This is a genomic window from Peteryoungia ipomoeae, from assembly GCF_004912165.1.
Classification (GTDB): domain Bacteria; phylum Pseudomonadota; class Alphaproteobacteria; order Rhizobiales; family Rhizobiaceae; genus Allorhizobium; species Allorhizobium ipomoeae.
Genome location: NZ_STGV01000004.1, coordinates 278,741 through 302,707 on the forward strand (window position 1 = coordinate 278,741; position 23,967 = coordinate 302,707).

Consider the following 23,967-nt stretch of genomic DNA (forward strand, 5'->3'; position numbering starts at 1 on the left):
GATGGCTGACTACCCCACACCGCCCTTTCCGCAGAAGAAGGTCCCCATGCCGGGTCGCACGGCGGACATGGATCCGCGTCCTGATCATGGCGAAGAAAGCTACAAGGGCTCCGGCCGGCTGGAGGGGCTGAAGGCAATCATCACCGGTGGTGACAGCGGCATCGGACGGGCCGTTGCGATTGCCTATGCCCGCGAGGGCGCCGATGTTCTGATTTCCTATATCGAGGAGGATGACGACGCGAAGGATACCGCCCGCTGGGTGGAAAAGGCAGGCCGCAAGGCTGTGCTGGTACGCGGCGACATCCAGAATGCAAACCATTGCCGGGAGATCGTCGAGACGGCGGTTCGCGAGTTGGGCGCTGTCGACATCCTGGTCAACAACGCGGCGCATCAGGCGACCTTCGATGACATCACCGAGATCCCGGACGAGGAGTGGGAGCTGACATTTCGTGTCAACATCCATGCCATGTTCTATCTGACCAAGGCTGCCGTGCCGCACATGAAAAACGGCGGCTCGATCATCAACACCGCGTCGATCAATTCGGACAATCCGAACCCGTCTCTGCTCGCTTACGCAACGACGAAGGGTGCGATCCAGAATTTCACCGCCGGGCTTGCCCAGATGCTGGCGGAGAAGAAGATCCGCGCGAATGCCGTGGCGCCGGGGCCGATCTGGACGCCGCTCATCCCCTCCACCATGCCGGAAGACTCGGTCAAGAACTTCGGCAAGCAGGTCCCGATGAAGCGTCCGGGCCAGCCGGCCGAGCTGCAGACCGCCTATGTCATGTTGGCGGATCCGCTTTCGAGCTACGTCTCCGGCGCCACCATCGCCGTGACGGGTGGCAAGCCTATCCTTTGAGCGGCCGTCACTTGCGTTTCCCAAAACGCGTGGCAAGTTGCCGGCCATGAGCAAAGTAATCCTGATCGTTCTCGACGGGCTGCGTTACGACGCGGCCCGCACCTGCCTCGGCTATCTCGAGGGCCTCGTCGCCGCAGGCCGAGCGGATGTCCGCAAGCTGACCTGCGAATTGCCGGCGATGTCGCGTCCGCTGTATGAGACGCTTTTGACCGGGCGGGTGCCTGTCGATCACGGCGTGGTCAGCAATGGTGTGGTTCGCCGCTCGCTTGGCGACAATGTCTTTTCCCGCGTTAGAGCCGCTGGAAAAGTCACAGCTGCCGCCGCCTACTCCTGGGTCTCGGAACTTTATGTGTCCTTCCCCTTTGATCGTCATCGCGACCGTATTCTGGTGAACGGCGAGGGCGATATCACCCATGGGATATTCTACTGGGACGACCACTATCCCGACAGCCACCTGTTCGCGGATGCCGAATGGCTGATCCGTGCCCAGCGGCCGGACTTTCTCCTGCTGCATCCGATGAATGTCGATGACGCCGGGCATAAGCACGGGGGTGACAGTGTGGGCTATCGCAACGCCGCGCGTGTTCAGGGCGATCTTCTTGCCCGGCATGTACCTGGCTGGATCGAGGAGGGCTACACCATCATTGTCACGGCCGATCATGGCATGGGGAATGATGGCAATCACGCAGGGCCGACTGCTGACGAAACCGAGGTGCCGTTCTACACGCTCGGCTTCCGCTTCGGCTCTGAAAAACCTTTCCGGCAGACCGAGATCGCCGGTCTGGTCTGCCGGCTGATGGATGTCGATCCCGGCGCTCTTCCGGCATTCGATCATGCGATAGAGCGCCTCTGACCCTGCAACGTTCTGATCCGGCCGGGCTTTCGTCCGTAGTGGATAGCAAGGACCAGCAGGAGTTTCAGATGGACTTTCCCGGAATGACGTCGCTCAATCCCGGTTACCGCGCTCTCGTGCTCGGCGCGAGCGGCGGCATCGGCAGCGCCTTCGCGGCAGCACTGAGGACAGATTCGCGTTGCGCGGCGGTGGAAGAAGTGTCGCGCAGTCGCGACGGGTTCGACATCACGGACGAGGCGTCAGTCGCGGCTGCGGCGGCCCGGTTCTCGGATGCGGGATTGAGGTTCGATCTCATCCTTTGCGCGACGGGCGCTCTGGTGATCGACGGCACGGGCCCGGAGAAGACGATCAAGGCCATCGATGCCGGCGCGATGGCCGCGCAATTCGCGCTGAACGCCATTGGTCCCGCACTCGCCCTCAAGCATTTTTCCCCGTTGCTTGCAAGCGAAGGCAAGAGCGTCTTCGCAAACCTTTCGGCCCGCGTCGGGTCCATCGGCGACAATAGGCTGGGGGGATGGATCTCCTATCGTTCGGCAAAGGCGGCACTGAACCAGATCACGCGCACCGCGGCCATCGAGATCGCCCGCCAGCGCCCGGCAAGCGTCGTGGTTGCGATGCATCCGGGGTCGGTCGACACGGGGTTTTCCGGTGGCTTCGCAAAGGGCCATGAGCGCATCAGCGCTGTGCAGAGCGTTTCCATGATGCTTGCGGCGCTGGACGGGCTGCAGCCTTCGCATACGGGCTGCTTTTTCGCCTATGACGGTCAGCCGATCGAATGGTGAGCGTGTCGCGCATCCACCTCGTTCTCGGCGATCAGCTCAGCCCTTCGCTGTCGGCGCTGAGTGATCTTGAGCCCGACACCTCGCTCGTGCTGATGGCGGAGGTCATGAGCGAAGCGACCTATGTGAAGCACCATAAGAAGAAGATCGCCTTTCTCTTTTCCGCGATGCGGCACTTCGCGCAAGCCCTTGAGAAGAAGGGTATCCGGGTCCGGTACGTCACGCTCGATGATCCCAAGAACACGCAGAGCCTGGAAAACGAGCTGGCCCGTGCGCTTCGGGAGACCGGCGCCACTGCTGTGGTCGCAACCGAATGTGGCGAATGGCGTCTGGCGGAGGAAATGCGGACATGGAGCGAGCGGCTCGGCGTACCGGTCGAGATCCGGACGGACGATCGCTTTCTCTGTTCGATCGACGATTTTAGGGCCTGGCGCAAAGGGCGAAAGCAGCTGCGCATGGAGTATTTCTATCGGGACATGCGCCGTCGTCATCGCGTCCTGATGGAGGGCGATGATCCGGTTGGCGGCAAGTGGAATTTCGATGCCGAAAACCGCAAACCTCCGGCGTCTGGCCTCAAAGGGCCGAAGAGGATCAGCCACCGAAAGGACGAGATCACAAAATCGGTTCTTTCGCTGGTCGAAGCGCGTTTCGCCGAGCACATGGGCACGCTTGAGAGCTTCCACTTCGCGGTGACCGAGGCGCAGGCAGAGCGCGAGCTCGCCCATTTCATCGATGAGGTCCTGCCCGGCTTCGGCGACTATCAGGATGCGATGGTCGAAGGCGAACCCTATCTCTACCACTCGCTGATCTCCGCTTATGTGAATGCCGGCCTCCTCCTGCCGCTCGATGTGATCAGACGAGCGGAGGCAGCCTGGTATGAGGGGCGGGCGCCGCTCAATGCTGTCGAGGGCTTTATCCGTCAGATCCTGGGCTGGCGCGAATATGTGCGTGGTATCTACTGGACCGAGATGCCCGGCTATGCCGATCGCAATCATCTGAAGGCCGAGCGTGGCCTGCCGTGGTTCTACTGGAGCGGCGAAACCCGGATGAACTGCATGGCACAAGCTGTGGGCGATACGATCGAGCACGCCTATTCGCACCATATACAGCGGTTGATGGTGACGGGAAACTTCGCCTTGCTCGCCGGCATTGCGCCGTCAGAAGTGTGCGAGTGGTATCTGGCCGTCTACGCGGATGCCTATGACTGGGTGGAACTGCCCAATACCCTCGGCATGGCGCTTTATGGCGATGGCGGTCTGATGGCGAGCAAGCCCTATGCCGCAAGCGGCAAATATATCGACAGGATGAGCAATTTCTGTGGCAGTTGCGCTTACGATCCGAAGCTGACGACCGGCCCCAAGGCCTGTCCGTTCAACGCGCTGTACTGGGAATTTCTCGCGCGCAACACGGAGCGGCTCTCAGGCAACGCACGGCTGACGAACATGTATGCGACCTGGCGGCGCATGGATCCGTTGAAGCAGAAGGCGATCCGCAGCCACGCATCGAAGATCCTCGAAGCGCTCGAGGATCTCTGAAGCGTGACGCGACCATTCTTTTTACGCGAGATGCCTCGGGGGCATCGCGGCCAAGCCCCGGTCAGATGGCGGGGCTCGGCTCTTCCTTCATCAGGCCGCTGGTGCGCAGAAGCGACGTGAAGCGACCGCCGAGGCTGCTGAGCTGGTCGTAATTGCCCATCTCGACGATTGCGCCATGATCGAGGAAGATCACGAGATCGGCCTCGCGAATGGTCGAAAGCCGGTGCGCAATAATGAAGGTGGTGCGGTTCTGGCGCAGACGGTCGATTGCCTGCTTCACCCGGGCTTCCGTTTCGACATCGAGCGCGCTGGTCGCCTCGTCGAGTACGAGAATGGGGGCGTTCTTCAGAATGGCCCGTGCGATTGCGATGCGTTGACGCTCCCCGCCCGAGAGGCGGTTGCCGCGCTCACCGACCGGCGTGTCGAAGCCAATCATGCGACTTTCGATGAAGTCCAAAGCGGCGGCCGCTTCTGCGGCCTCGATGATTTCTTCCTCCGTTGCGTCCTCCCGACCAAGTCGAATGTTCTCCTTGATCGAGCGGTTGAGCAGACCTGCATCCTGGAACACCGTCGCAATGGCGAGGCGGAGCGATTTTCGGGTCATCTTGGCGATGTCATGGCCGTCGATCAGAATTTGACCTGTTTGCGGCTCGTGCACGCGCTGCAGAAGATTGATCAGCGTCGTCTTACCCGCACCTGTCGGGCCGACGATTGCCACGGTCTGGCCGGGATGAACCTTGAAATTGATGTCGCGGACCCCCTGAGTCGTCGAGGGGAAGTCAAAATTGACGCCGCGAAATTCGACGTCGCCCCTGACTTGATTGACGTCCTGGGCGCCCGCCTTCTCCTCTCGCTCCTGGACAGCGTCCTCGAGGTTATAGAAGTCCTCAAGCTTGGAGCGTGCCTCGAAGATCTGGTTGACGAAGGAGATCATCTGATCGAGACGGCCGATCAAAAGGCCGGCAAAGCCGATAAAGGCGATGATATCGCCGACCTTCAGTTCTCCTTGCTGAACCAGCAGCGTTCCAATCACCAGGATGACCAACATCGAGAGTGTGGACGCGATGCGATTGAGCGCGCCAGCCAGTGCCCACCAGTCGAGTACCGGATACTGGGCCGCAAGCAGCTCCGTTGTATAGGTCTTGAGAGCCTTGGTTTCGGCTTCGATGCGGTTGTAGCTGTGCAACACCGAGACGTTGCTGATCGAGTCGCTCACATGCGAGAAGACATTGTGATAGTGCCCCTCGACGGAGGCCTGTCCTGCCTTTGTCCGGTTGGTGACCGTCTTGCCGATGATGATGTAGAGGACGGCGAGCGCAATCAGCACCGATGTCAGCCGCACATCCATCGAAAACGCTGTTGGTACCAGGAGCGTGAGCGCAACCGCGGTGGCAAGATGGGTGCGCATGAACTCGAGCCATAGGCCGAAAAGCGTTTCGCCGGCCCGCAGAAGAGTGTGCAAGGCGTTGGACGTGCCGCGCTGCTGGTGCCAGCTGAGGGGCATCGAGATGATCTTGGCAAAGGAATCCGTGAGAAGATCAGCTCGGCGTCCATGCGCCAGTCTGTCGGCCTGACGTGCCACCAACACATAAGCAACGGTATTGAAAACGCCGAAGCCTGCCCAGGCGATCAGAATCTTCGTTGGATCCTGCTGTTCTGAAATGGCGTCGATGATGCGACCGAACAGAATTGGTTCCAGAATCGTGATGACCGCCAGCACCACGTTTGCGCCCACAACGAGGGACACGCGCAGCCTGTATCGGGCGAGATATTTCAGTGCCTTGAAATAGACCTGCAAGAGCGTCAAGTGGATCGTCCTCCGGAAACGTGGCTCGCTTTAGCGGACCCGTCGGTCCATGGTATTTGATTTGGCAGGATGCCTACTGCCTGGGACTTTACCTTGCAATATGTTGCACTTGGGGCCGTCAGGCGGTTCATTGCGAGAACCCGCCAAATTTATTAAGCTTTCCATAATGCTATTTAACGATATTTGTTCAGATTGTCGTGATTGACTGTGAAAAGTCTCCAGGATGGCTTTTTAAGGATATTTCAATCCCGAATTTTGGGGGGTCCAAGTGAACATTAATCACCTGCTTCATTTTCTCGTCGTCGCAGACGAATGCCGAACGGCCGCCGAGCTCATCCAAGAGCTGGAAAAGCTGCTGCGCGCCTATGGCTTCGATTATTACGGTGTCGTCAGGCAGCCGAAACCCAATGAAACCCCGATGAACCTCCTGATGTCAGGCCGGTGGCCGGAAGGCTGGCCGCAGCTCTATATCTCAAAAAAATATGTCCTGATCGACCCGACCATTCGCCACCTTGGCCAGGCGCAGATGGGCTTTCGCTGGCGCGATGCGCTGATCGCCTTCCGCAGCGATCCGCATCGCAAGCGCATGGAGCGAATGCTGGCGGACAGTGTTCGCTACGGTCTGGTTGATGGCTATATTTTCCCGGTCCATGGGCGCACGGGTCTCTTGGGCAACCTCACCGTTGGTGGAAAGCCGGTTGATCTCTCGCCAAGTGAAATGAGCCTCTTCGATGCTGTCGCAAAGAAGGCTTACTGGCGCCTCCTGGAATTCAAGCACCCGGATCTTCTTGCTGCGTCGCAAAAGATCGAAGCGCGAATGACACGGCGCGAGATGGAGGTGCTGAACTATCTCGCCGATGGACTGACGTCGAACGAGATCAGCAAGATCCTGCAGATCTCGAACCACACGGTGGACTGGTACATGAACGGTATTCAGGACAAGCTGAATGCCAAGAACCGCCAGCATGTTGTGGCACTTTCATTCCGGCTCGGGCTGGTAACCTGATTCTCGGACCCAGTTGGTAAATTGAACTTCCCTTAACGACGCGCTATGAGTTCTCTTCGCAGGCGCACAATGCCCTGGCATATCGTTTTGGGAGATCGAATTGCCAATATCCAAGATTCTCGTCGCAAACCGCTCGGAAATCGCCATCCGTGTTTTTCGAGCGGCCAATGAACTCGGCTTGAAGACCGTCGCCATATGGGCGGAGGAAGACAAGCTTGCCTTGCATCGCTTCAAGGCCGACGAGAGTTATCAGGTGGGACGCGGCCCGCATCTGTCGCGCGATCTCGGGCCGATTGAGAGCTATCTGTCGATCGAGGAAATCATCCGGGTTGCCAAGCTCTCCGGCGCCGATGCCATTCATCCGGGCTATGGACTGCTGTCTGAAAGCCCGGAATTTGTCGACGCCTGCAATGAAGCCGGCCTGATTTTCATTGGCCCGAAAAGCGATACGATGCGCCAGCTTGGCAACAAGGTTGCCGCCCGCAATCTGGCCATCAGCGTCGGCGTGCCGGTCGTTCCGGCCACCGATCCGCTGCCGGAGGATGAAGCCGAAATCCACCGGCTTGCGGCCGAAATCGGCTATCCCGTCATGCTCAAGGCCTCCTGGGGTGGGGGTGGACGCGGCATGCGCGCGATCCGTGATCCGAAGGACCTGATCCGCGAAGTCACAGAAGCCAAGCGCGAGGCCAAGGCTGCGTTCGGCAAGGATGAAGTCTATCTGGAAAAGCTCGTCGAGCGCGCCCGCCATGTCGAAAGCCAGATCCTTGGCGACACGCATGGCAATGTGGTGCATCTCTTCGAGCGCGATTGCTCCATTCAGCGCCGTAACCAGAAGGTTGTCGAGCGCGCCCCGGCACCGTATCTCAACGAGGCCCAGCGCCAGGAACTGGCCGACTATTCGTTGAAGATCGCGAAAGCGACCAATTACATCGGGGCCGGTACCGTCGAGTATCTGATGGATGCAGACACCGGAAAATTCTACTTCATCGAGGTCAATCCGCGTATCCAGGTCGAGCACACGGTCACCGAAGTCGTGACCGGCATCGACATCGTCAAGGCGCAGATCCACATCCTTGACGGTTACGCGATCGGCACACCGGAATCCGGCGTGCCGAAGCAGGCAGATATCCGTCTCAATGGCCACGCGCTGCAGTGCCGTATCACGACAGAAGATCCCGAGCAGAACTTCATCCCCGACTACGGCCGCATTACAGCCTATCGCTCGGCTGCCGGCTTCGGCATTCGGCTCGACGGTGGCACGGCCTATTCCGGCGCGATCATCACCCGTTACTATGACCCGCTTCTGGTCAAGGTAACGGCGTCTGGCAGCACGCCGCAGGAAGCGATCAGTCGCATGGACCGTGCGCTTCGCGAGTTCCGTATCCGCGGCGTGGCGACGAACCTTACCTTCCTTGAAGCGATCATCGGACATTCGAGCTTCCGCGACAATTCCTATACGACGCGCTTCATCGACACGACGCCGGAACTCTTCCAGCAGGTGAAGCGCCAGGACCGCGCCACGAAGCTTCTGACCTATCTTGCTGATGTGACCGTCAACGGGCATCCCGAAGTGAAGGGCCGTCCCAAACCGCCAGCGGATGCTGCCGAGCCGCTGGTGCCGTTCATCGACGCCGATATCAGGCCGGGTACGAAGCAGCTTCTCGATGAGCTCGGCCCGAAGAAGTTCGGCGACTGGATGCGCAACGAGAGCCGCATCCTGATGACCGACACGACCATGCGTGACGGACATCAGTCCCTGCTGGCCACCCGCATGCGCACGCATGATATCGCGCGCGTTGCCGATACCTATGCGCGGGCGCTGCCGAACCTCTTTTCGCTCGAGTGCTGGGGTGGGGCGACCTTCGACGTTTCCATGCGCTTCCTCACCGAAGATCCGTGGGAGCGTCTTGCTCTCGTCCGGGAAGCGGCGCCGAACCTCCTTCTGCAAATGCTGCTGCGCGGTGCGAACGGCGTGGGTTACAAGAACTACCCCGACAATGTCGTGAAGTATTTCGTCCGCCAAGCAGCCAAGGGCGGGATCGATCTCTTCCGCGTCTTCGACTGCCTGAACTGGGTCGACAACATGCGCGTGTCGATGGATGCCATCATCGAAGAGAACAAGCTCTGCGAAGCGACCATCTGCTACACGGGCGATCTTCTGAACTCTGCGCGTCCGAAGTACGACCTGAATTACTACACAGCCCTTGCTGGTGAGCTCGAAAAGGCCGGTGCGCATATCATCGCGGTCAAGGATATGGCGGGCCTCTTGAAGCCGGGTGCGGCCAAGGTGCTGTTCAAGGCGCTGCGCGAGGCAACCAGCCTGCCGATCCATTTCCACACGCACGATACTTCCGGCATTGCTGCCGCGACCGTGCTTGCAGCCGTTGACGCTGGTGTCGATGCCGTGGATGCCGCCATGGACGCCTTCTCGGGCAATACTTCGCAGCCTTGCCTCGGCTCTCTTGTCGAAGCCTTGCGCGGCTCGGAGCGCGATCCGGGGCTCGACCCGCACTGGATCCGTCGCTTGTCCTTCTACTGGGAGGCTGTGCGGACGCAGTACGCCGCGTTCGAGAGTGATCTCAAGGGACCTGCATCCGAAGTCTATCTGCACGAAATGCCGGGCGGGCAGTTTACCAACCTCAAGGAGCAGGCGCGCTCGCTGGGGCTGGAAACGCGTTGGCATGAGGTTGCCCAGGCCTATGCCGATGCCAACCAGATGTTCGGCGATATCGTCAAGGTTACGCCTTCTTCCAAGGTTGTCGGCGACATGGCCCTGATGATGGTGAGCCAGGATCTGTCCGTGGCCGACGTGGAGAACCCGGCCAAGGACATTGCCTTCCCGGAGTCTGTCGTCTCGATGCTGAAGGGCGATCTCGGTCAGCCGCCGGGCGGTTGGCCCGAAGCGCTGCAGAAGAAAGTGCTCAAAGGTGACCAGCCTTATACGGCAGTGCCCGGTTCGCTTCTGCCAGCAGCCGATCTTGATGCCGAACGCAAGGCAATCGAAGAAAAGCTCGGCCGAGAGGTCTCCGATTTCGAGTTCGCTTCCTACCTGATGTATGCGAAGGTCTTCACCGACTATGCGCTTGCTGCCGATACTTACGGTCCGGTTTCGGTGATACCGACGCCGCAGTATTTTTACGGCCTGCCGGCAGGGGAAGAGCTGTTTGTCGACCTCGAAAAGGGCAAGACGCTTGTCATCGTCAACCAGGCCATAGGCCATACCGACGAGAAGGGTATGGTCACCGTGTTCTTCGAGTTGAATGGCCAGCCGCGCCGCATCAAGGTGCCGGACAGAGCTCATGGCGCATCCGGCAGTGCCGTTCGTCGCAAAGCCGAACTCGGCAATGTTGCGCAGCTCGGTGCGCCGATGCCGGGTGTCATCTCCACAGTCGCCGTCACCGTCGGGCAGACCGTCAAGAGTGGCGATGTGCTTCTGTCGATCGAAGCCATGAAGATGGAGACAGCGCTGCACGCTGATCGCGACGGTACGATTGCAGAGGTTCTGGTGCGGGTTGGCGATCAGATCGACGCCAAGGACCTGCTGGTGACCTACACGGCCTGAGCGCAGCACACTCCGCTTACAGAAAGACCGCCGGTTTGATCGCCGGCGGTCTTTTTTGTTTTGCCAGCTTATTCGGCTGGTGTCGGTTTACGTCTGGTCTTGCGTTTCGCCGGCGCCGCCTGTGGTTCCACCGCTGAGGTTGATGGCTCCGAGGACGGCATGCCGTCCAACGTCACGTCGACGCCGGTAGCCGTCTTCGTTGCTGTGATCGAGATTTCCCGTCCGCCGAGCATCACCTTGGCCGAGTAGCCCTGCCAATGTGGAGGAAGCGACGGATTGACCTCAAGTTTGCCTCCGGCTGTGGAAATGCCGAGGATACCTTCAACGGCAAACCGGTAGAGCCAGCCGGCGGAACCCGTATACCAGGTCCAGCCGCCACGTCCCGGATAGGCCTCATTGCCGTAGACATCCGCTGCGACGACATAGGGTTCGACCCTGTAGCGTTCGACCGATGCGACATCGTTGGCATGATGGATGGGATTGATGACCGTGAAGACATGCCAGGCATCCGAAATTCGGCCTGCCTTGAGGAGGGCCAGTCCAAGCCAGATCGCGGCATGGGTATACTGGCCGCCGTTTTCACGCACGCCGGGCGGATAGGCCCCGATATAGCCCGGGTCCACCTCCGGTTTGTCGAAGGCTGGCGTGAACAGCCGAACGATGCCGTTCTCGATGTCGACGAGTTCCTTCATCGCTTCATCGAGCGCCAGCTTCACGTGCTCTTCCTGGCCAAGGCCTGACAGAACGCTCCAGGATTGGGCGATCGAATCGATGCGGCATTGGACCGAAGTGCTGGAGCCCAGGGCTGAGCCGTCGTCGAAATAGCCACGCTTGTAGTGCGCGCCATCCCAGCCGGACGTCTCGACGGCATCCATCAGCGTTTCGATGTGCTTCGACCATGAGGCAACGCGAGCACTATCATTGCGCTCTCCCGCGATCGGCAGAAAGTTCTTGAGCGTCATGGCCAAGAGCCAGGCAAGCCACACGCTCTCGCCGCGGCCTTCTATGCCAACACGGTTCATGCCGTCGTTCCAGTCGCCACCAAGGATCAGTGGCAGACCGTGCGCACCGGTGCGCTTGATCGCGAGGTCGAGGGCGATGGCCGCATGTTCGTAAAGACTTGCCGTCGTTTCAGATTGAGCGGGTTCGAAGAAGGCATCGTGCTGTCCAGCCTGGAGTGACGGCCCCTCGATAAACGGCAGAACTTCATCGAGGATCGTCTCGTCGCCGGTTGCCTTGACATAGGCATGGACAGCATAGGCCAGCCAGACAACATCGTCAGAGATCAGCGTGCGAACACCCGCGCCGTTTTTCGGCAGCCACCAATGCTGGACGTCGCCTTCCAGAAACTGGCGTGAGGCGGCGTTCAGGATCTGGCGTCGAGCCAGCGCCGGCTCGGTTGCCAGGAAGGCAAGCGTATCCTGCAACTGATCGCGGAAGCCGAAAGCGCCGCTGGCCTGGTAGAAGCCGGCCCGTGCCGTAATACGGCAAGCGAGCGCCTGATAGGGCAGCCAGTGATTGACCAGATTGTCGAACGCCTTGTCGCCGGTTTCGACATGCAGCTTGCCGGTCCGCGCTGCCCAATGGCTGCGGGTGGCATTCAGCATATCGTCGAAGCTCTGCTGGCGAAGCGATGCAATCAGCTTGCCCGCCTCCTCGGCGGTTTCCGTTTCCCCGAGCAGGAAGACCAGGTCGCGTGTTTCGCCAGCCTTCAGGTCGATCGTAAACGCCAGCGCCGCGCAGGGGTCGCCATCGCTTTCGATTGTGCCTGACAGGCTGGCGCTCTGATGGACTGCCAGTGGCGAGCGGATGCTGCCATTGCGACCGATGAATTCACGCCGACTTGCGGTGAAGCTCTCAGGCATGTCCGGGCCGGCAAAGAATGCCGTCCGACCCGGATATTGCAGGTCGTACGGGTTCGTGGCGAGAAGGCCGCCCGAGGTCTCGTCATAGCTCGACAGGACAAAGGGCGCCGAACGCGCCGGATTGTTGCCCAGCACCCATTCGGTCAGTCCGAGGATCCGGTAGGAGCTTTTGGTCATGCCTGTATTGGTGAGGCGCAGACGGCTAAGCTTTGCCGGCTCCTCCTTGGACACGGTCTGCGTTACTTCGATCGCTATATCAGCATGCTGGCTTGTGAAGACCGAGTAGCCCAGGCCGTGTCTTGTCTCATAGGTGGCCAAGGGGTCATCGTTCAATGCCGCAAACGGAGCAACGCAACGACCGGTCTCGGTGTCAACAACGTAGAACGCTTCGCCCGGGCGATCCATTACCGGATCGTTGGTCCAGGGGGTCAGCTGGTGGTCGCGGGAATTCTGGCTCCAGGTAAAGCCGGTTCCTTCAGCGGAGACGTTGAAGCCAAAGCGTTCATTGGCAATTACGTTGATCCAAGGCTGTGGGGTGGTGGTGCGGCCATTCAGGCGGACGACATATTCGCTGCCGTCGCTTGAGAAACCACCGATACCGTTCCAGAAATCAAGGCCAGCGCCCGACGGTTCGGCTGCTTCGGAGATGCTGGGGGCGTGGGAGGTGCTGATGCCCTCCCATTCGATAGCAGCATCCGAATTGCGCGGTTTGGCAAACAGCGAGACGGCGCGGTTGACCTGATCGCTGACCTTGCCGTTGCGGGTGTGCAGCACCACGCGTGCAGCGGCAATCAGGGATGCGACGGCGTCTTCTCCGACAAGATCATTGCGGACGATAAAGACATGCTGGCTGCCAGGTGGCAGGCGATGCCTGAGGTTTTCAGCCATCTGATCCAGTGCGTGCTGCATTTCCTGAGCGTAGGACGTGGCACGTTCGTTGACGATGGCGAGATCGGCGATGACGCCGCGACGGCGCAGATATTCGATCGCGCTCATCGCCTCGCGTGCGATATCGAGGTCCATATCGTCGTTGATGCGCAGCGCAAAGATCGGATTGTCGCCCGAAATTGCCATCGGCCACAGCGCAGATTGGGATTTGAGGCCCGTGCGCACGCTGTCCGGGTCAGCCCGCAGATGCGGATCCGGATAGGTGAGGTAGCGACCGAGATGCTGGAAAGCGGCCGCCTGCTGCGAGGTTATGCCGATGTGGCGAAGTTCGACCTGTGCGCGCGTCCAGGCATGCACGAGTTCATGCGCGAAGGCATCGGGATGGCGATAGCGTTCAATTGCCTGGTCGATTTCGGCGCGACTTGGGGCCGCCATGGTCCAGAAAATCAGGGAGATCTTCTTGCCGGCAGGTACCCGCACCACACGGCGCAGGCTCAAGATTGGATCGAGCGTAAAGCCTTCGCTGCCGGAGAGCGTTGCGCCCGGATCAAAGGCTGCGGCCTCGGCAAGGCCGCGGCCGCGGCCGAGGAAACGGCGACGGTCCGTTTCAAACTCCGTCGGACGACCCTGTCCGGCGCTATCGACAACGAGATGGGCAACGCAGATATCGGCTTCGTTCGGGCTGCGCTTGTTGCGCTCGGCGCGAATGACATCGCGCCGACGTCCGAATTCCGTCTTCACGAACATGCGCGAGAAGAGCGGATGCGCTGCATCGGCATCGTCATAACCCAGAACAGGCTCCAGATAGGACGTCACTTCGATGTATCGATCTTCCGTGCCCTTGTTGAGGATGGTCAGACGGCGGCCTTCAGCGTCGTGCTCGGTGGCAACGATGCATTCGACGCAGGTCTCGATATCCCCTACGGTTTTGAAGAATTCGGCCTTGTCATCGCCGAAGATCGCTTTCGATGTCTCTCCGGTTGCGCGCTTTGGCGTTGTGGTGGCCGACCACCAGCGATTGTCGGTGGTGTCGCGAAGGAAGAGGAAGGTGCCCCAACGGTCCTCGGTCGGGTCGGGCTTCCAGCGGGCCACGGATTGCCCGTTCCAGCGAGAGAAACCGGAGCCGGTGGCGGTCAGCATCACCGAATAGTGGCCATTCGACAGGAAGACGGCTTCCCGATCCTTGGTGGCCGGTTCTTCGATCGTGCGGATCTCGGCGCGGAGCAGGTTGGCCTGACCCTTTGCCGGTGTCTGCGGCTCGTATTTCGCGTTCATCACAGGGATTTCACGCGGTGACTTTTCCTGCAGCAGCAGTTCGGCAGCCTCGATGACCGGATCAGCGTGGAAGAGGTCACGCAGGCGGCCGTTGAAGGCGACGTTCGCCACGGCTGCGATCGACATGCCGTGGTGGTGGGCATAGTAGTTGTAGACCACGGCACACTTCTGGCCGTCCTGCAGGCGTGTCGGTGTGAAGTCGACAGCGTCGTGGAAGCCATAGGCACCCAGCGCCCCAAGCTTGCGCAGGCGCTCAAGGTTGGTGAGCGATGCTTCCGGGTGATACTGGCTGGCCAGGATGGAGGCGTAAGGCGCAATGACGGCGTTCTGGCCGAGACCGCGCTTCAGCCCCAGCGTCGGCACACCAAAGTTGGTGTACTGGTAGTTCATCTCATGATCACGGGCATTGAAGGCGGCTTCAGAAATCCCCCAGGGGATGTTCAGACGGCGACCGTGATTGATCTGTTCGATGACGACGAGATTGTTCGTTTGGTTGAGGATGCCTCCCTGCTGCTCTTGCATGACAAGCGGCGGCATCAGGTATTCGAACATCGAACCCGACCAGGAGATCAGGGCAGGACGCGCGCCGATCGGCACGACCTGTCGACCGAGGCGGTACCAATGCTCCGTCGGCAGATCGCCCTTGGCAATCGCAAACAGGCTGGTCAGACGGCATTCGGAAGCGAGCAGATCGTAGCAGGCCTCATCGAGTTCGCGTCCGTCGACGCGGTAGCCGATGGAGAGCAGGCGCCGCTCCGGGCGGAAGAGGAAGGTGAAATCCATCTGGAAGGCAATGGTACGCGCGCGCTCCGACAGTTGCGCCAAGCGTTGGCGCAGCGGATCGATGTTTGAGACATCGAAGGAGGTATCGGCGATATGCGCCTCGCAGACGGAAACCAGCGCCTCGGTCCAGCGCAAGACTTCCGCCGTGCCTTTGGACCGGACTTCGACGTCGAAGTTGCCAGCGAGCTTCTGGACGTCGCGTGCAAGCACAGCCAGATTGATGATCCGGATGGAGGCGAATTCGTGCTCGCGCTTCACGGCAGCCAGCGCGTTGATGAAGCCGGAGACACGCTCCTCCAGGCGACGGCGCAGCGGACGGACCGTTTTGCGGTCGTCCGGCAATTGACGAAGTTCTTCAAGCAGGATGCCGGCGACATCGCCGATACCGTCGAAATTGCCCTGCAGGTGGGCTGAGGGGGCTTCTGCCCATTCGCGGCATGCCGATGAGATGGCGATCAGGTGTCCGGCAAGGTTGCCGCTGTCGACCGCCGAAACGTAGCGGGGTCCAAGCGGCAGCAAGGTGTCGGTGTGATACCAGTTGTAGAGGTGACCGCGATACTTCTCCATGCGCTCGACGGTCGAGATCGTCTGTTCAAGCCGTTCGATGGTCTGGTCGAAACTCAGCCAGCCGAAGTGGCGGCCTGACACCACGGAGAGCAGGTACACGCCGATATTGGTCGGAGAGGTGCGGTGCGCGACGACCGGTTCCGGGGTTTCCTGGAAGTTATCCGGCGGAAGGTAGTTGTCGCCCGCGGTGGTGAATGTCTCGAAATAGCGCCAGGTACGGCGTGCGATCTTACGCAGTTCGTAGGCCACGTGCGCTGGCACTTCGAGGCGGTCCTCGGTCTCCGCCGACTGGCTGACATACCAGGCCACGAAGGGGGACGCGACCCACAGCAGCGCAAAGGGCAGGCCGATCAGATAACCGTAACCACCGGGCAGGGCGGCGACGGCAAGCGACACGATCGCCAGCACGGGAGCATTGCGCATGTTTTGATAGTAGGAAGCAACAGAGCCCTGGGCCGCAGACTGGATGCTGGCCGCAGTGCGCCATTCAAGCAAGAGCTTGCGGCTAACCAGCATCCGATAGAGCGAGCGTGCGATGGCATCGGCCATCATGCAGGCCTGATCCGCGATGAAGACGATGCGCAGGGCGACCTGTGCATTGATGGAACGGATCTCGGTCCACAAGGAGTTGAAATGTGCGGCGTGGACGATATCGGTCTGGCGGGGCAAGAGACCTGACAGCAGCGAAATCGTTGGCGCGACAAACAGGCTGAAGATCAGGAGAAGCTGCCAGACGCTGGCCGTGACCGGATCCATGCAGGCCCAACCAAGAACAGATGCGGCATACCAGGCAATCGGTGTCAGAGAACGGCGCAGGTTGTCGACCATCTTCCAGCGGGCAAGGGCGGTGATGCCCCGGCTGGGATCGCCGATATAGGGAAGCAGCTGCCAGTCGCCACGTGCCCAGCGGTGTTGACGCGACACTTCCACCTCGTAGCGGGTCGGGAAATCCTCGACCAGCTCGACATCGGTCACGAGTGCGCAGCGCGCAAACGAGCCTTCAAGAAGGTCGTGGCTGAGGACCGTGTTTTCGTCGATGCGTCCCTTGATGGCGCGCTCGAAGGCGTCAACGTCGTAAAGGCCCTTGCCGGTAAACGTGCCCTCGTCGGTCAGATCCTGATAAACATCCGAAACGGTGAAGACATAAGGGTCCAGGCCGCGGTTCATCGAGAAAATGCGCTGGAAGACCGAAGCGTCATTGCCTGTCGTGAGCGATGGTGTGACGCGCGGCTGCAAGATGCCGTAGCCGCCGATGACCCGGCCGGTCTTTTCATCATGCACAGGGCGGTTGATCGGATGGTGCATCTTGCCGACGAGCTTCGTCACCGCATCGCGCATCAGGCGCGTATCGGCGTCGAGCGTCATCACGTAGCGCACGCCATCCGGTACCATGTTGGCACCTGGCATATAGGAGGTGTCGCGATCCCCTCTCAGCAGGAGATTGAGCTCGTGCAACTTGCCGCGCTTGCGTTCCCAGCCCATCCAGCAGCCCTCTGCGGGATTGTAGAGACGGCGGCGATGCAGGAGGTAGAAGCGGGTGCGCCCATCGGATCGGTAGCGCGCGTTCAGCGCTTCGATTTCACGGGTCGCATAGTCGAGGATCTCGAGGTCTGCCGGCGTCTCTTCCTGGGCGCTGTCTTTCCAGTCGCTCAAAAGAGAAAAATAGATCTCGCCATGCGGATTGGTGAGGTAGTGGACTTCGAGGTTGCGGATCAGTTCGTCAACATCATCCCGCTTGGTGATCATGCATGGGACAGCGACGAGCGTCTTGGCATCCTCGGGAATGCCGTTCTTGAACTCGTAGCCGGTCAGGCGCGAGGGTTTGACGAGGAAGGTGACAAGGGTGTTGAACAGACCAGTCGCCCCTTCCGAAACAGGAAGTGAGACGAGGAGAAGCAGAACAATGATCAGCGGCGTCGCCAGCCCTGCCGTAGTCAGGAAATTACCGATGACGGCAAGTGCCACAAGGGTGATCAGGAGGACAGGAATAGCAATTGCCAGCCAATGCAATTTGCGGATGCCGTCGGACACGCGTCGTGACAGCGGGGGACGATAGCCGATTTCCGCTTCCAGTTCCTGCCGCCGATTGCCGACGAAATAGCTGCCGACATCGCGCAGCCCATCGTGGCCCGCCCGCTCTGATGCCAGGGCGATTGCCTTCTGGGCAATCTCGATTTCCGAGAGATCAGAACGGCGCGCCAGCTTCTCGATGGTGTTGCGGTACGCGTTGCGGGAACCGAAATCGAGATCGCGGAAGTCGGTCTGGTCGCCGAGGACTTCATCGACCTTGCTGACCTCTTCGACCCAGACCGACCATTCCTTGTCATCGATCTCGCGCAGGCCGCGGACGATATTGCCCATCGTAACATTGCCAGAGGACAGCCGATTATGTTCGGCGTCCATGGCTTCTTGCGCAGTGCGGCCAGCGGCTTCCAGCCGCTGCTCGATCCAATCGACGGCAAAACGCGTATCCTGCGAGCCGTTGCGGAGCCGGTAGAGGAACTGTGTGGCAAAGGTGTTGTCGTCGGCGAGATTCGCTATCTGCCCGAGATAGACCGCCGCCGCTGCCGGATCGTTGAGGCGGATGATCGTGTCGGCCGCTTCGTTGGCCTTGCGGCGCATCTGGCGGGAGCGATCGACGCGGGTCGCGATCCGGCGGAGATTTTCAACAAGCACGAAGCGCACGATGGACGGCAGAGCCCAAAGCTCGCCGATATCGAGCACCTTGTGGCGCTGGAAACCTTCGACGAGAGCCGTCATGCTTTCCTGGGAGACGGTCGAATGCGTATGCGCGACATAGAGCCAGGCCAGCGCCATCGTTCTTGGAACGTCGCGATTGCCGATCTTCATTGTCGGCAATTGTTGATAGAATTTGCGCGGGAAGTCTCGTCGAACTTCCTGGATCGCTTCTTCGATGACGTAGTGATTGTCGAGCAACCATTCTGCGGCAGGTGTGATCGTCGCGCCGGCTTCTACATCTGCGGCTGTCGCGCGATAGACACGCAGGATTTCGCGTTCGTTCTCCTTGTGCCGAGCGAAGAAGTCGAACTCCATGAAATTGGGAAGTTCGCGTGTTCCGTCGAGGGCAAGCGATGCAGCGCTGTCGGCGAGCTCATCAATGGTGAAGTAGGCAGCGCGGATCGAATCATTGTGGTCGATCTGCTTTGCTTCAAGGTCGCGCGAAGGAACGTGCAGCGTCATGGAAGATTTATTACTCGGTTTTGGTTGGCGGGAACGGAGGCGTATTCTCAGAGCCATCAGGCATCGAATGTCAGCACATCACTCACAGGTAAGATCGACCATTGAGACAGAAGTGGGCGGTAATAGGACCGGTCGGCCATCGGACATAGTCTTTTGCCCGGTTGCACGCTCCCGAAGCGATAAATTCGCCCTTTTATGACTCTTTTCAAGCGGCTGGCAACGGGATTGCGAAGACTCTTTGGCTTAACGGTTACCGTCATGGCCGCTATTGGATCATTGAGCCTCTTCGCGACTGTTATTGCGGCTGAGAGAAATGCCGCCGAGCAGAGCTTCCACGGCCGTCAGCGCTATGTCTGGTAGTCTGGTTTCGTCAAAAAGATCTCCTGCCAAGGACGCCTCCAACCAGAGACCGTCGATCAGGCCGTTGATCGCAATTGCCAGTTCGCGTGCATTGCGGTTTTCGCCGCGAGATCCATGCTGCGAGAGCAACGAGGCGACCATGTGTTCAACCGTCGACAAGATTACCAGGTAATTTTCCCGGTGAATTTTGCCGAATTCCTCATCGGTTCTGACGCGGCTGATGAAGGCTGCCCAGAGTGACAAGGCCTTGGGGTCTGCGATGGGGGGCGAAAGGTTTGCGATGATGAAGCGGCGCAGCCTGTCTGACGCTTCTCCTTCCTCAGCGCCCATGGCTTGGATCGCGGTTTGCGTCATGGTCGCCAGCATTTCCCGATAGGCTTCCTGGACCATCTGGTCCTTGCCATCGAAATAGTGGCGGATCAGGCCGCCGGTGACGCCAGCTCTTGCCGCTATATCGCGCACGGTTGCGCCTTCGAGGCCATGGTCTGAAATGCTTTCCAGCGTCGCGTTGACGAGGTTCTGGCGGCGCTCGGCTTCTCCGGCACGCTGAAAGCTGCGGCGGGTCATTTCGGTCTCCAAAGGGAAGCAAGACCGGCACCAGGTTCTGGAAGATGCGGCCGCATACATTTTATCCGGTTGAACCACCCGGCTGCAAGTGCCAGTGTCTGTCGCCGACGCTGAGAGCGATACCTGCATTAAGGATAGGATTTCATGACAATCCATGCCGCGAACATGATGGACGAAGTACGAGCCACGCGACACCATCTGCATCAATTCCCGGAGATCGGATTGTCGGAGTTCAAGACATCGGATTATGTCGCCGAGCGGCTGACGGCGATGGGCTATGAGGTTACCCGCGGCCTTGCCAAGACGGGCGTGGTGGCAACCCTTAAAAACGGTTCCAGCAGCCGCAGCATCGGCATTCGCGCCGATTTCGACGCCTTGCCCATCCATGAGGAAACGGGTCTGCCCTATGCAAGCCAGATCCCGGGCATGATGCATGCCTGCGGGCATGACGGGCATACCGCGATGTTGCTCGGAGCGGCAAAACTGCTTGCTGAACGCCGCAATTTCGATGGCGTCATCCACCTCATCTTCCAGCCTGCCGAAGAGAATTTCGGTGGCGCACGCATCATGATCGAGGATGGCCTGTTCGACAGATTTCCCTGCGATGCCGTCTTTGCCCTCCACAACGATCCGGACATTCCCTTCGGAAAGTTCGCCTTGCGCGCCGGGCCGATCATGGCAGCCGTCGACGAATGCAAGATCACGGTGAACGGACGCGGCGGCCATGGCGCGGAGCCGCAGTCGACGGCCGATCCAATCGTCTGTGGCGCGTCGATCATCATGGCGCTGCAGACGATTGTTTCGCGCAACATTCATCCGCTCGATCCGACGGTCGTCACCGTTGGTGGTTTTCATGCCGGAGCGGCAAGCAATGTCATTCCCGAGCGGGCAGAGATGGTGCTCTCGATCCGGTCTTTCGACAGCGCCGTGCGGGATCAGCTCGAAAGCCGCATTCGCGCGGTGGCAGAAGGGCAGGCGGCGAGCTACGGCATGGGTGTGACCATCGACTACGAACGTGGTTATGATCCGACCATCAACCATCAGGCAGAGACCGATTTCGTCCGCGATGTCGCCATCAGTTTTGCTGGCGCCGATCAGGTCTTCGACATGGCGCGCCCAATGATGGGGAGCGAGGATTTTGGTTACATGCTGGCGAAGCGGCCGGGCAGCTATTTCTTCCTGGGGACGCAGCGGACGCCAGACGATCCGCCGCTTCACCATCCGCGTTACGACTTCAACGACGATATCCTGCCGATCGGCACGAGTTTCTGGGTGGAGCTGGCGGAGCGGTATCTGGCGCGGACGTGAGCATGATCCGTCTTTGGAGGGGGGCTTCACGGTCGTCCCCTCCATTCGTGTTTTCGTCCGAAACAAAAGTTGAGAGCAGCCAAAATCGTCCCGCATTGCGATTTAAATCGATTTAATTGATAGTGCGCGCATCGATTTGGAGATTGACTATGAATGAAAAACCGACGATGGCCGCGCCCTTGACATCACTTACTTCCCCGCTCGTCACCCGCGAGCGCATTGCCGTGGCCATCCTGTTCTTTCTCAATGGCATGGTGATCGGTGCCTGGGCGCCAAAGATCCCGTTCTTTGCCAGTACGCTTGGGCTGACCGAACTCATGCTCGGCATGATGATCTTCGTTTTCGGCGTCGGCTCTCTGGTGATGATGCCGGTCGCAGGGCTGCAGATCGCCCGCCTCGGTTCCCGCAAGGTCTCGATCGTGACGACCCTGCTCTTCATTCCGACGATCGTGCTGGTAACGCTTGTCGATACGGTCTGGATGGGCGCTATCGCGATCTTCCTGTTCGGGGGGCTGACGGGGGCCATGGATGTGGCGATGAATGCCAATGCGGTTGAAGTCGAGCGCAAGATGCGCCGTTCGATCATGTCCTCGTGCCATGCCTTCTGGAGCCTGGGCGGCTTGTGCGGAGCTGCGACCGGCGGCCTCCTGATTGCGGCCCTTGGCGTCATGGGCCACGTGCTGCTTCTGGCGGCGGTATGCCTCGTTCTCTTCCTCATTGCGCGACCGATGCTGCTTTCCGACGCGCCGCATCCCGAAGAGGTCAAGGCCAAGGCTGGCACGAAGTTGACGCTCCTGCCATGGCTCATCGGCCTTGTGGCCTTGTTCAGCATGGTGCCGGAGGGAACGGTACTCGACTGGAGCGCTCTCTATCTACGCAACGAACTGGGTGCGACGACGGAAACCTCCGGGTTTGCCTTCGCCGCTTTCTCCTTCACCATGGCGGTCTGCCGCTTTGCCGGCGACATCGTGCGCGACCGGTTCGGTGCGGTCAGAACCTTGCGGTTCTGCGCGGTGATGGCGATCATCGGCCTGGTGCTTGCCGGTCAGGCCGGCAATGTGGCGATTTCGATGATCGGGTTTGCGATCGCCGGTATCGGCATTTCCAACATGGTGCCGATCGCCTTTTCCGCCGGGGGCAACATTCCGGGCCTGCCGCCCGGCGTCGGCCTCTCTGTCGTCACCACCATGGGCTATTCCGGCATTCTCTTTGCGCCGTCGCTGATCGGCTTCGTTGCAGAGCATACCTCGTTGTCCAGCGTCTACACCGCCATACCGGCTTTGCTCGTCGTCGTCCTGGTGCTGTCGAACCTCGCCCGCCATGCCGATCGCGTGGACAACGGCCAGGGCTCGTGATCTCGGCCTTGCCGATCACATGCGCGTCACACAGGGTGGGGCATGATGTCCCGCCCGATGGCCAAGGTTGACAAGCGGACGGCTTTGATCCACCTCGATGGCGAATGAGGCTTGAAGAGAAGCGGCCATGACTGCAATCACACTCCCATCCCCCGATGCCTATGACCCCAAGCCGCGGCGCGCATCCGTCGCGGTAGAGGTCGGTGGCGTCATCATCGGCGGCGGCGCACCCGTCGTCGTCCAGTCGATGACGAACACCGATACCGCCGATATCGATGCGACCGTTGCCCAGGTTGCCGCGCTCTACAAGGCCGGCTCCGAGATCGTGCGCATCACGGTAGACCGGGACGAAAGCGCGGCCGCCGTTCCGAAGATTCGGGAGAGGTTGTTGCGGCTCGGCATGGACGTGCCATTGGTTGGCGATTTTCACTATATCGGTCACAAGCTGCTTGCCGATCATCCAGCCTGCGCCGAAGCGCTGGCGAAATATCGGATCAATCCCGGCAATGTCGGGTTCAAGGACAAGAAGGACAAGCAGTTTGCAGAGATCGTCGAGATGGCGATCCGCTACGACAAGCCCGTGCGCATCGGCGTGAACTGGGGTTCGCTCGATCAGGAGTTGCTGACGCGGCTGATGGACGAAAACGCCGCAATCGGTTCGCCGCTTTCGGCCCGTCAGGTCACGCGTGAAGCCATCGTTCAATCCGCCCTGCTGTCGGCGGAGCTTGCCGAGGAAATTGGTCTTCCGCGCAACCGCATCATCCTTTCCGCCAAGGTCAGCCAAGTGCAGGATTTGATCGCTGTCTATTCGATGCTGGCCGATCGCTCCGACCATGCGCTGCATCTGGGTCTCACCGAGGCCGGCATGGGGTCGAAGGGCATCGTCGCATCCTCCGCCGCCATGGGTTATGTGCTGCAGCACGGCATCGGCGATACGGTTCGCGTCTCGCTGACGCCCGAGCCGAATGGCGACCGCACGCGCGAAGTGCAGGTGGCGCAGGAACTGCTGCAAGTCATGGGCTTCCGCCAGTTCGTGCCCGTGGTTGCAGCCTGTCCGGGCTGCGGACGCACGACTTCCACGGTGTTCCAGGAACTGGCGCAGAAGATCCAGGACGATCTGCGCAAGAATATGCCGACATGGCGCGACAAGTATCCGGGTGTCGAGGGGCTGAATGTGGCTGTCATGGGCTGTATCGTCAACGGACCGGGCGAGAGCAAGCATGCCGATATCGGCATCTCCCTGCCCGGCACCGGCGAGAACCCGGCAGCACCCATTTTCATCGATGGCGAGAAGGCGATGACATTGCGGGGTCCCAACATCGCGCAGGACTTCGAGGCGCTTGTGGCCGACTACATCGAGAAGCGCTACGGTCGCAAAACCGCTGCGGAATAACGGA

General features: G+C 60.2%; 12 protein-coding genes. 9 read left to right on the plus strand and 3 right to left on the minus strand.

Translation table 11 applies throughout. The features are described 5' to 3' along the window. The first annotated feature begins 1 nt into the window (after position 1). From FAA97_RS13690 to FAA97_RS13705, 4 genes are all read left to right on the plus strand, one after another. Entirely contained in the window at positions 2–859 is an 858-nt protein-coding gene (locus FAA97_RS13690) for an SDR family oxidoreductase (protein ID WP_136599106.1), read from the plus strand. Positions 860–905: 46 nt separating this feature from the next. Then, a complete protein-coding gene (locus FAA97_RS13695; RefSeq protein ID WP_136599107.1) occupies positions 906–1,712 on the plus strand; it encodes an alkaline phosphatase family protein in 807 nt (268 codons plus the stop codon). Between the two features lie 68 nt (positions 1,713–1,780). Next, a complete protein-coding gene (locus FAA97_RS13700) occupies positions 1,781–2,494 on the plus strand; it encodes an SDR family NAD(P)-dependent oxidoreductase (protein WP_246041460.1) in 714 nt (237 codons plus the stop codon). Further along, positions 2,488–4,026, plus strand: coding sequence for a cryptochrome/photolyase family protein (locus FAA97_RS13705; protein ID WP_206110023.1), 1,539 nt, complete (start codon positions 2,488–2,490; stop codon positions 4,024–4,026). The genes FAA97_RS13700 and FAA97_RS13705 overlap by 7 nt, the downstream gene beginning before the upstream one ends. Positions 4,027–4,087: 61 nt before the next feature. Here the strand turns inward: FAA97_RS13705 and FAA97_RS13710 are convergent, their stop codons facing one another. Further along, positions 4,088–5,833: a glucan ABC transporter ATP-binding protein/ permease gene (locus FAA97_RS13710; protein ID WP_136599109.1), complete on the minus strand. Its 1,746-nt coding sequence runs from the start codon at positions 5,831–5,833 to the stop codon at positions 4,088–4,090. 268 nt (positions 5,834–6,101) lie between these two features. On the opposite strand from FAA97_RS13710, the gene FAA97_RS13715 reads away from it, so the two are divergent. Then, positions 6,102–6,839, plus strand: a complete 738-nt coding sequence (locus FAA97_RS13715) for a LuxR family transcriptional regulator (protein ID WP_136599110.1) — start codon at positions 6,102–6,104, stop codon at positions 6,837–6,839. 100 nt (positions 6,840–6,939) lie between these two features. After that, positions 6,940–10,401, plus strand: a complete 3,462-nt coding sequence (pyc, locus tag FAA97_RS13720) for a pyruvate carboxylase (protein ID WP_136599111.1) — start codon at positions 6,940–6,942, stop codon at positions 10,399–10,401. A 68-nt stretch (positions 10,402–10,469) separates the two neighbouring features. Here pyc and FAA97_RS13725 read toward each other — a convergent pair whose 3' ends face one another. After that, positions 10,470–18,980 carry a GH36-type glycosyl hydrolase domain-containing protein gene (locus FAA97_RS13725; RefSeq protein ID WP_136599112.1) on the minus strand — a complete coding sequence of 2,837 codons (8,511 nt, stop codon included), beginning with the start codon at positions 18,978–18,980 and terminating at the stop codon, positions 10,470–10,472. A gap of 273 nt (positions 18,981–19,253) precedes the next feature. Then, positions 19,254–19,907: a TetR family transcriptional regulator C-terminal domain-containing protein gene (locus FAA97_RS13730; protein WP_136599113.1), complete on the minus strand. Its 654-nt coding sequence runs from the start codon at positions 19,905–19,907 to the stop codon at positions 19,254–19,256. 144 nt (positions 19,908–20,051) lie between these two features. Between FAA97_RS13730 and FAA97_RS13735 the strand changes: the two genes are divergently transcribed. From FAA97_RS13735 to ispG, 3 genes are all read left to right on the plus strand, one after another. After that, positions 20,052–21,215 (plus strand): M20 aminoacylase family protein, encoded by a 1,164-nt coding sequence (locus FAA97_RS13735; RefSeq protein WP_206110025.1) that lies wholly within the window; start codon positions 20,052–20,054, stop codon positions 21,213–21,215. 149 nt (positions 21,216–21,364) lie between these two features. Beyond that, positions 21,365–22,570 carry an MFS transporter gene (locus FAA97_RS13740; protein ID WP_136599114.1) on the plus strand — a complete coding sequence of 402 codons (1,206 nt, stop codon included), beginning with the start codon at positions 21,365–21,367 and terminating at the stop codon, positions 22,568–22,570. Between the two features lie 127 nt (positions 22,571–22,697). Next, complete coding sequence (gene ispG, locus FAA97_RS13745) at positions 22,698–23,963, plus strand: flavodoxin-dependent (E)-4-hydroxy-3-methylbut-2-enyl-diphosphate synthase (protein WP_136599115.1); 1,266 nt, start codon at positions 22,698–22,700, stop codon at positions 23,961–23,963. Positions 23,964–23,967 lie beyond the last annotated feature (4 nt).

Excerpts from the sequence above, each read along its gene's own strand:
- FAA97_RS13690 (WP_136599106.1), top strand. The coding sequence starts at position 2 with ATGGCTGACTACCCCACACCGCCCTTTCCGCAGAAGAAGGTCCCCATG.
- FAA97_RS13695 (WP_136599107.1), top strand. The coding sequence starts at position 906 with ATGAGCAAAGTAATCCTGATCGTTCTCGACGGGCTGCGTTACGACGCG.
- FAA97_RS13700 (WP_246041460.1), top strand. The coding sequence starts at position 1,781 with ATGGACTTTCCCGGAATGACGTCGCTCAATCCCGGTTACCGCGCTCTC.
- FAA97_RS13705 (WP_206110023.1), top strand. The coding sequence starts at position 2,488 with ATGGTGAGCGTGTCGCGCATCCACCTCGTTCTCGGCGATCAGCTCAGC.
- FAA97_RS13725 (WP_136599112.1), bottom strand. The coding sequence starts at position 18,980 with ATGACGCTGCACGTTCCTTCGCGCGACCTTGAAGCAAAGCAGATCGAC.
- FAA97_RS13730 (WP_136599113.1), bottom strand. The coding sequence starts at position 19,907 with ATGACCCGCCGCAGCTTTCAGCGTGCCGGAGAAGCCGAGCGCCGCCAG.
- FAA97_RS13735 (WP_206110025.1), top strand. The coding sequence starts at position 20,052 with ATGACAATCCATGCCGCGAACATGATGGACGAAGTACGAGCCACGCGA.
- FAA97_RS13740 (WP_136599114.1), top strand. The coding sequence starts at position 21,365 with ATGAATGAAAAACCGACGATGGCCGCGCCCTTGACATCACTTACTTCC.
- ispG (WP_136599115.1), top strand. The coding sequence starts at position 22,698 with ATGACTGCAATCACACTCCCATCCCCCGATGCCTATGACCCCAAGCCG.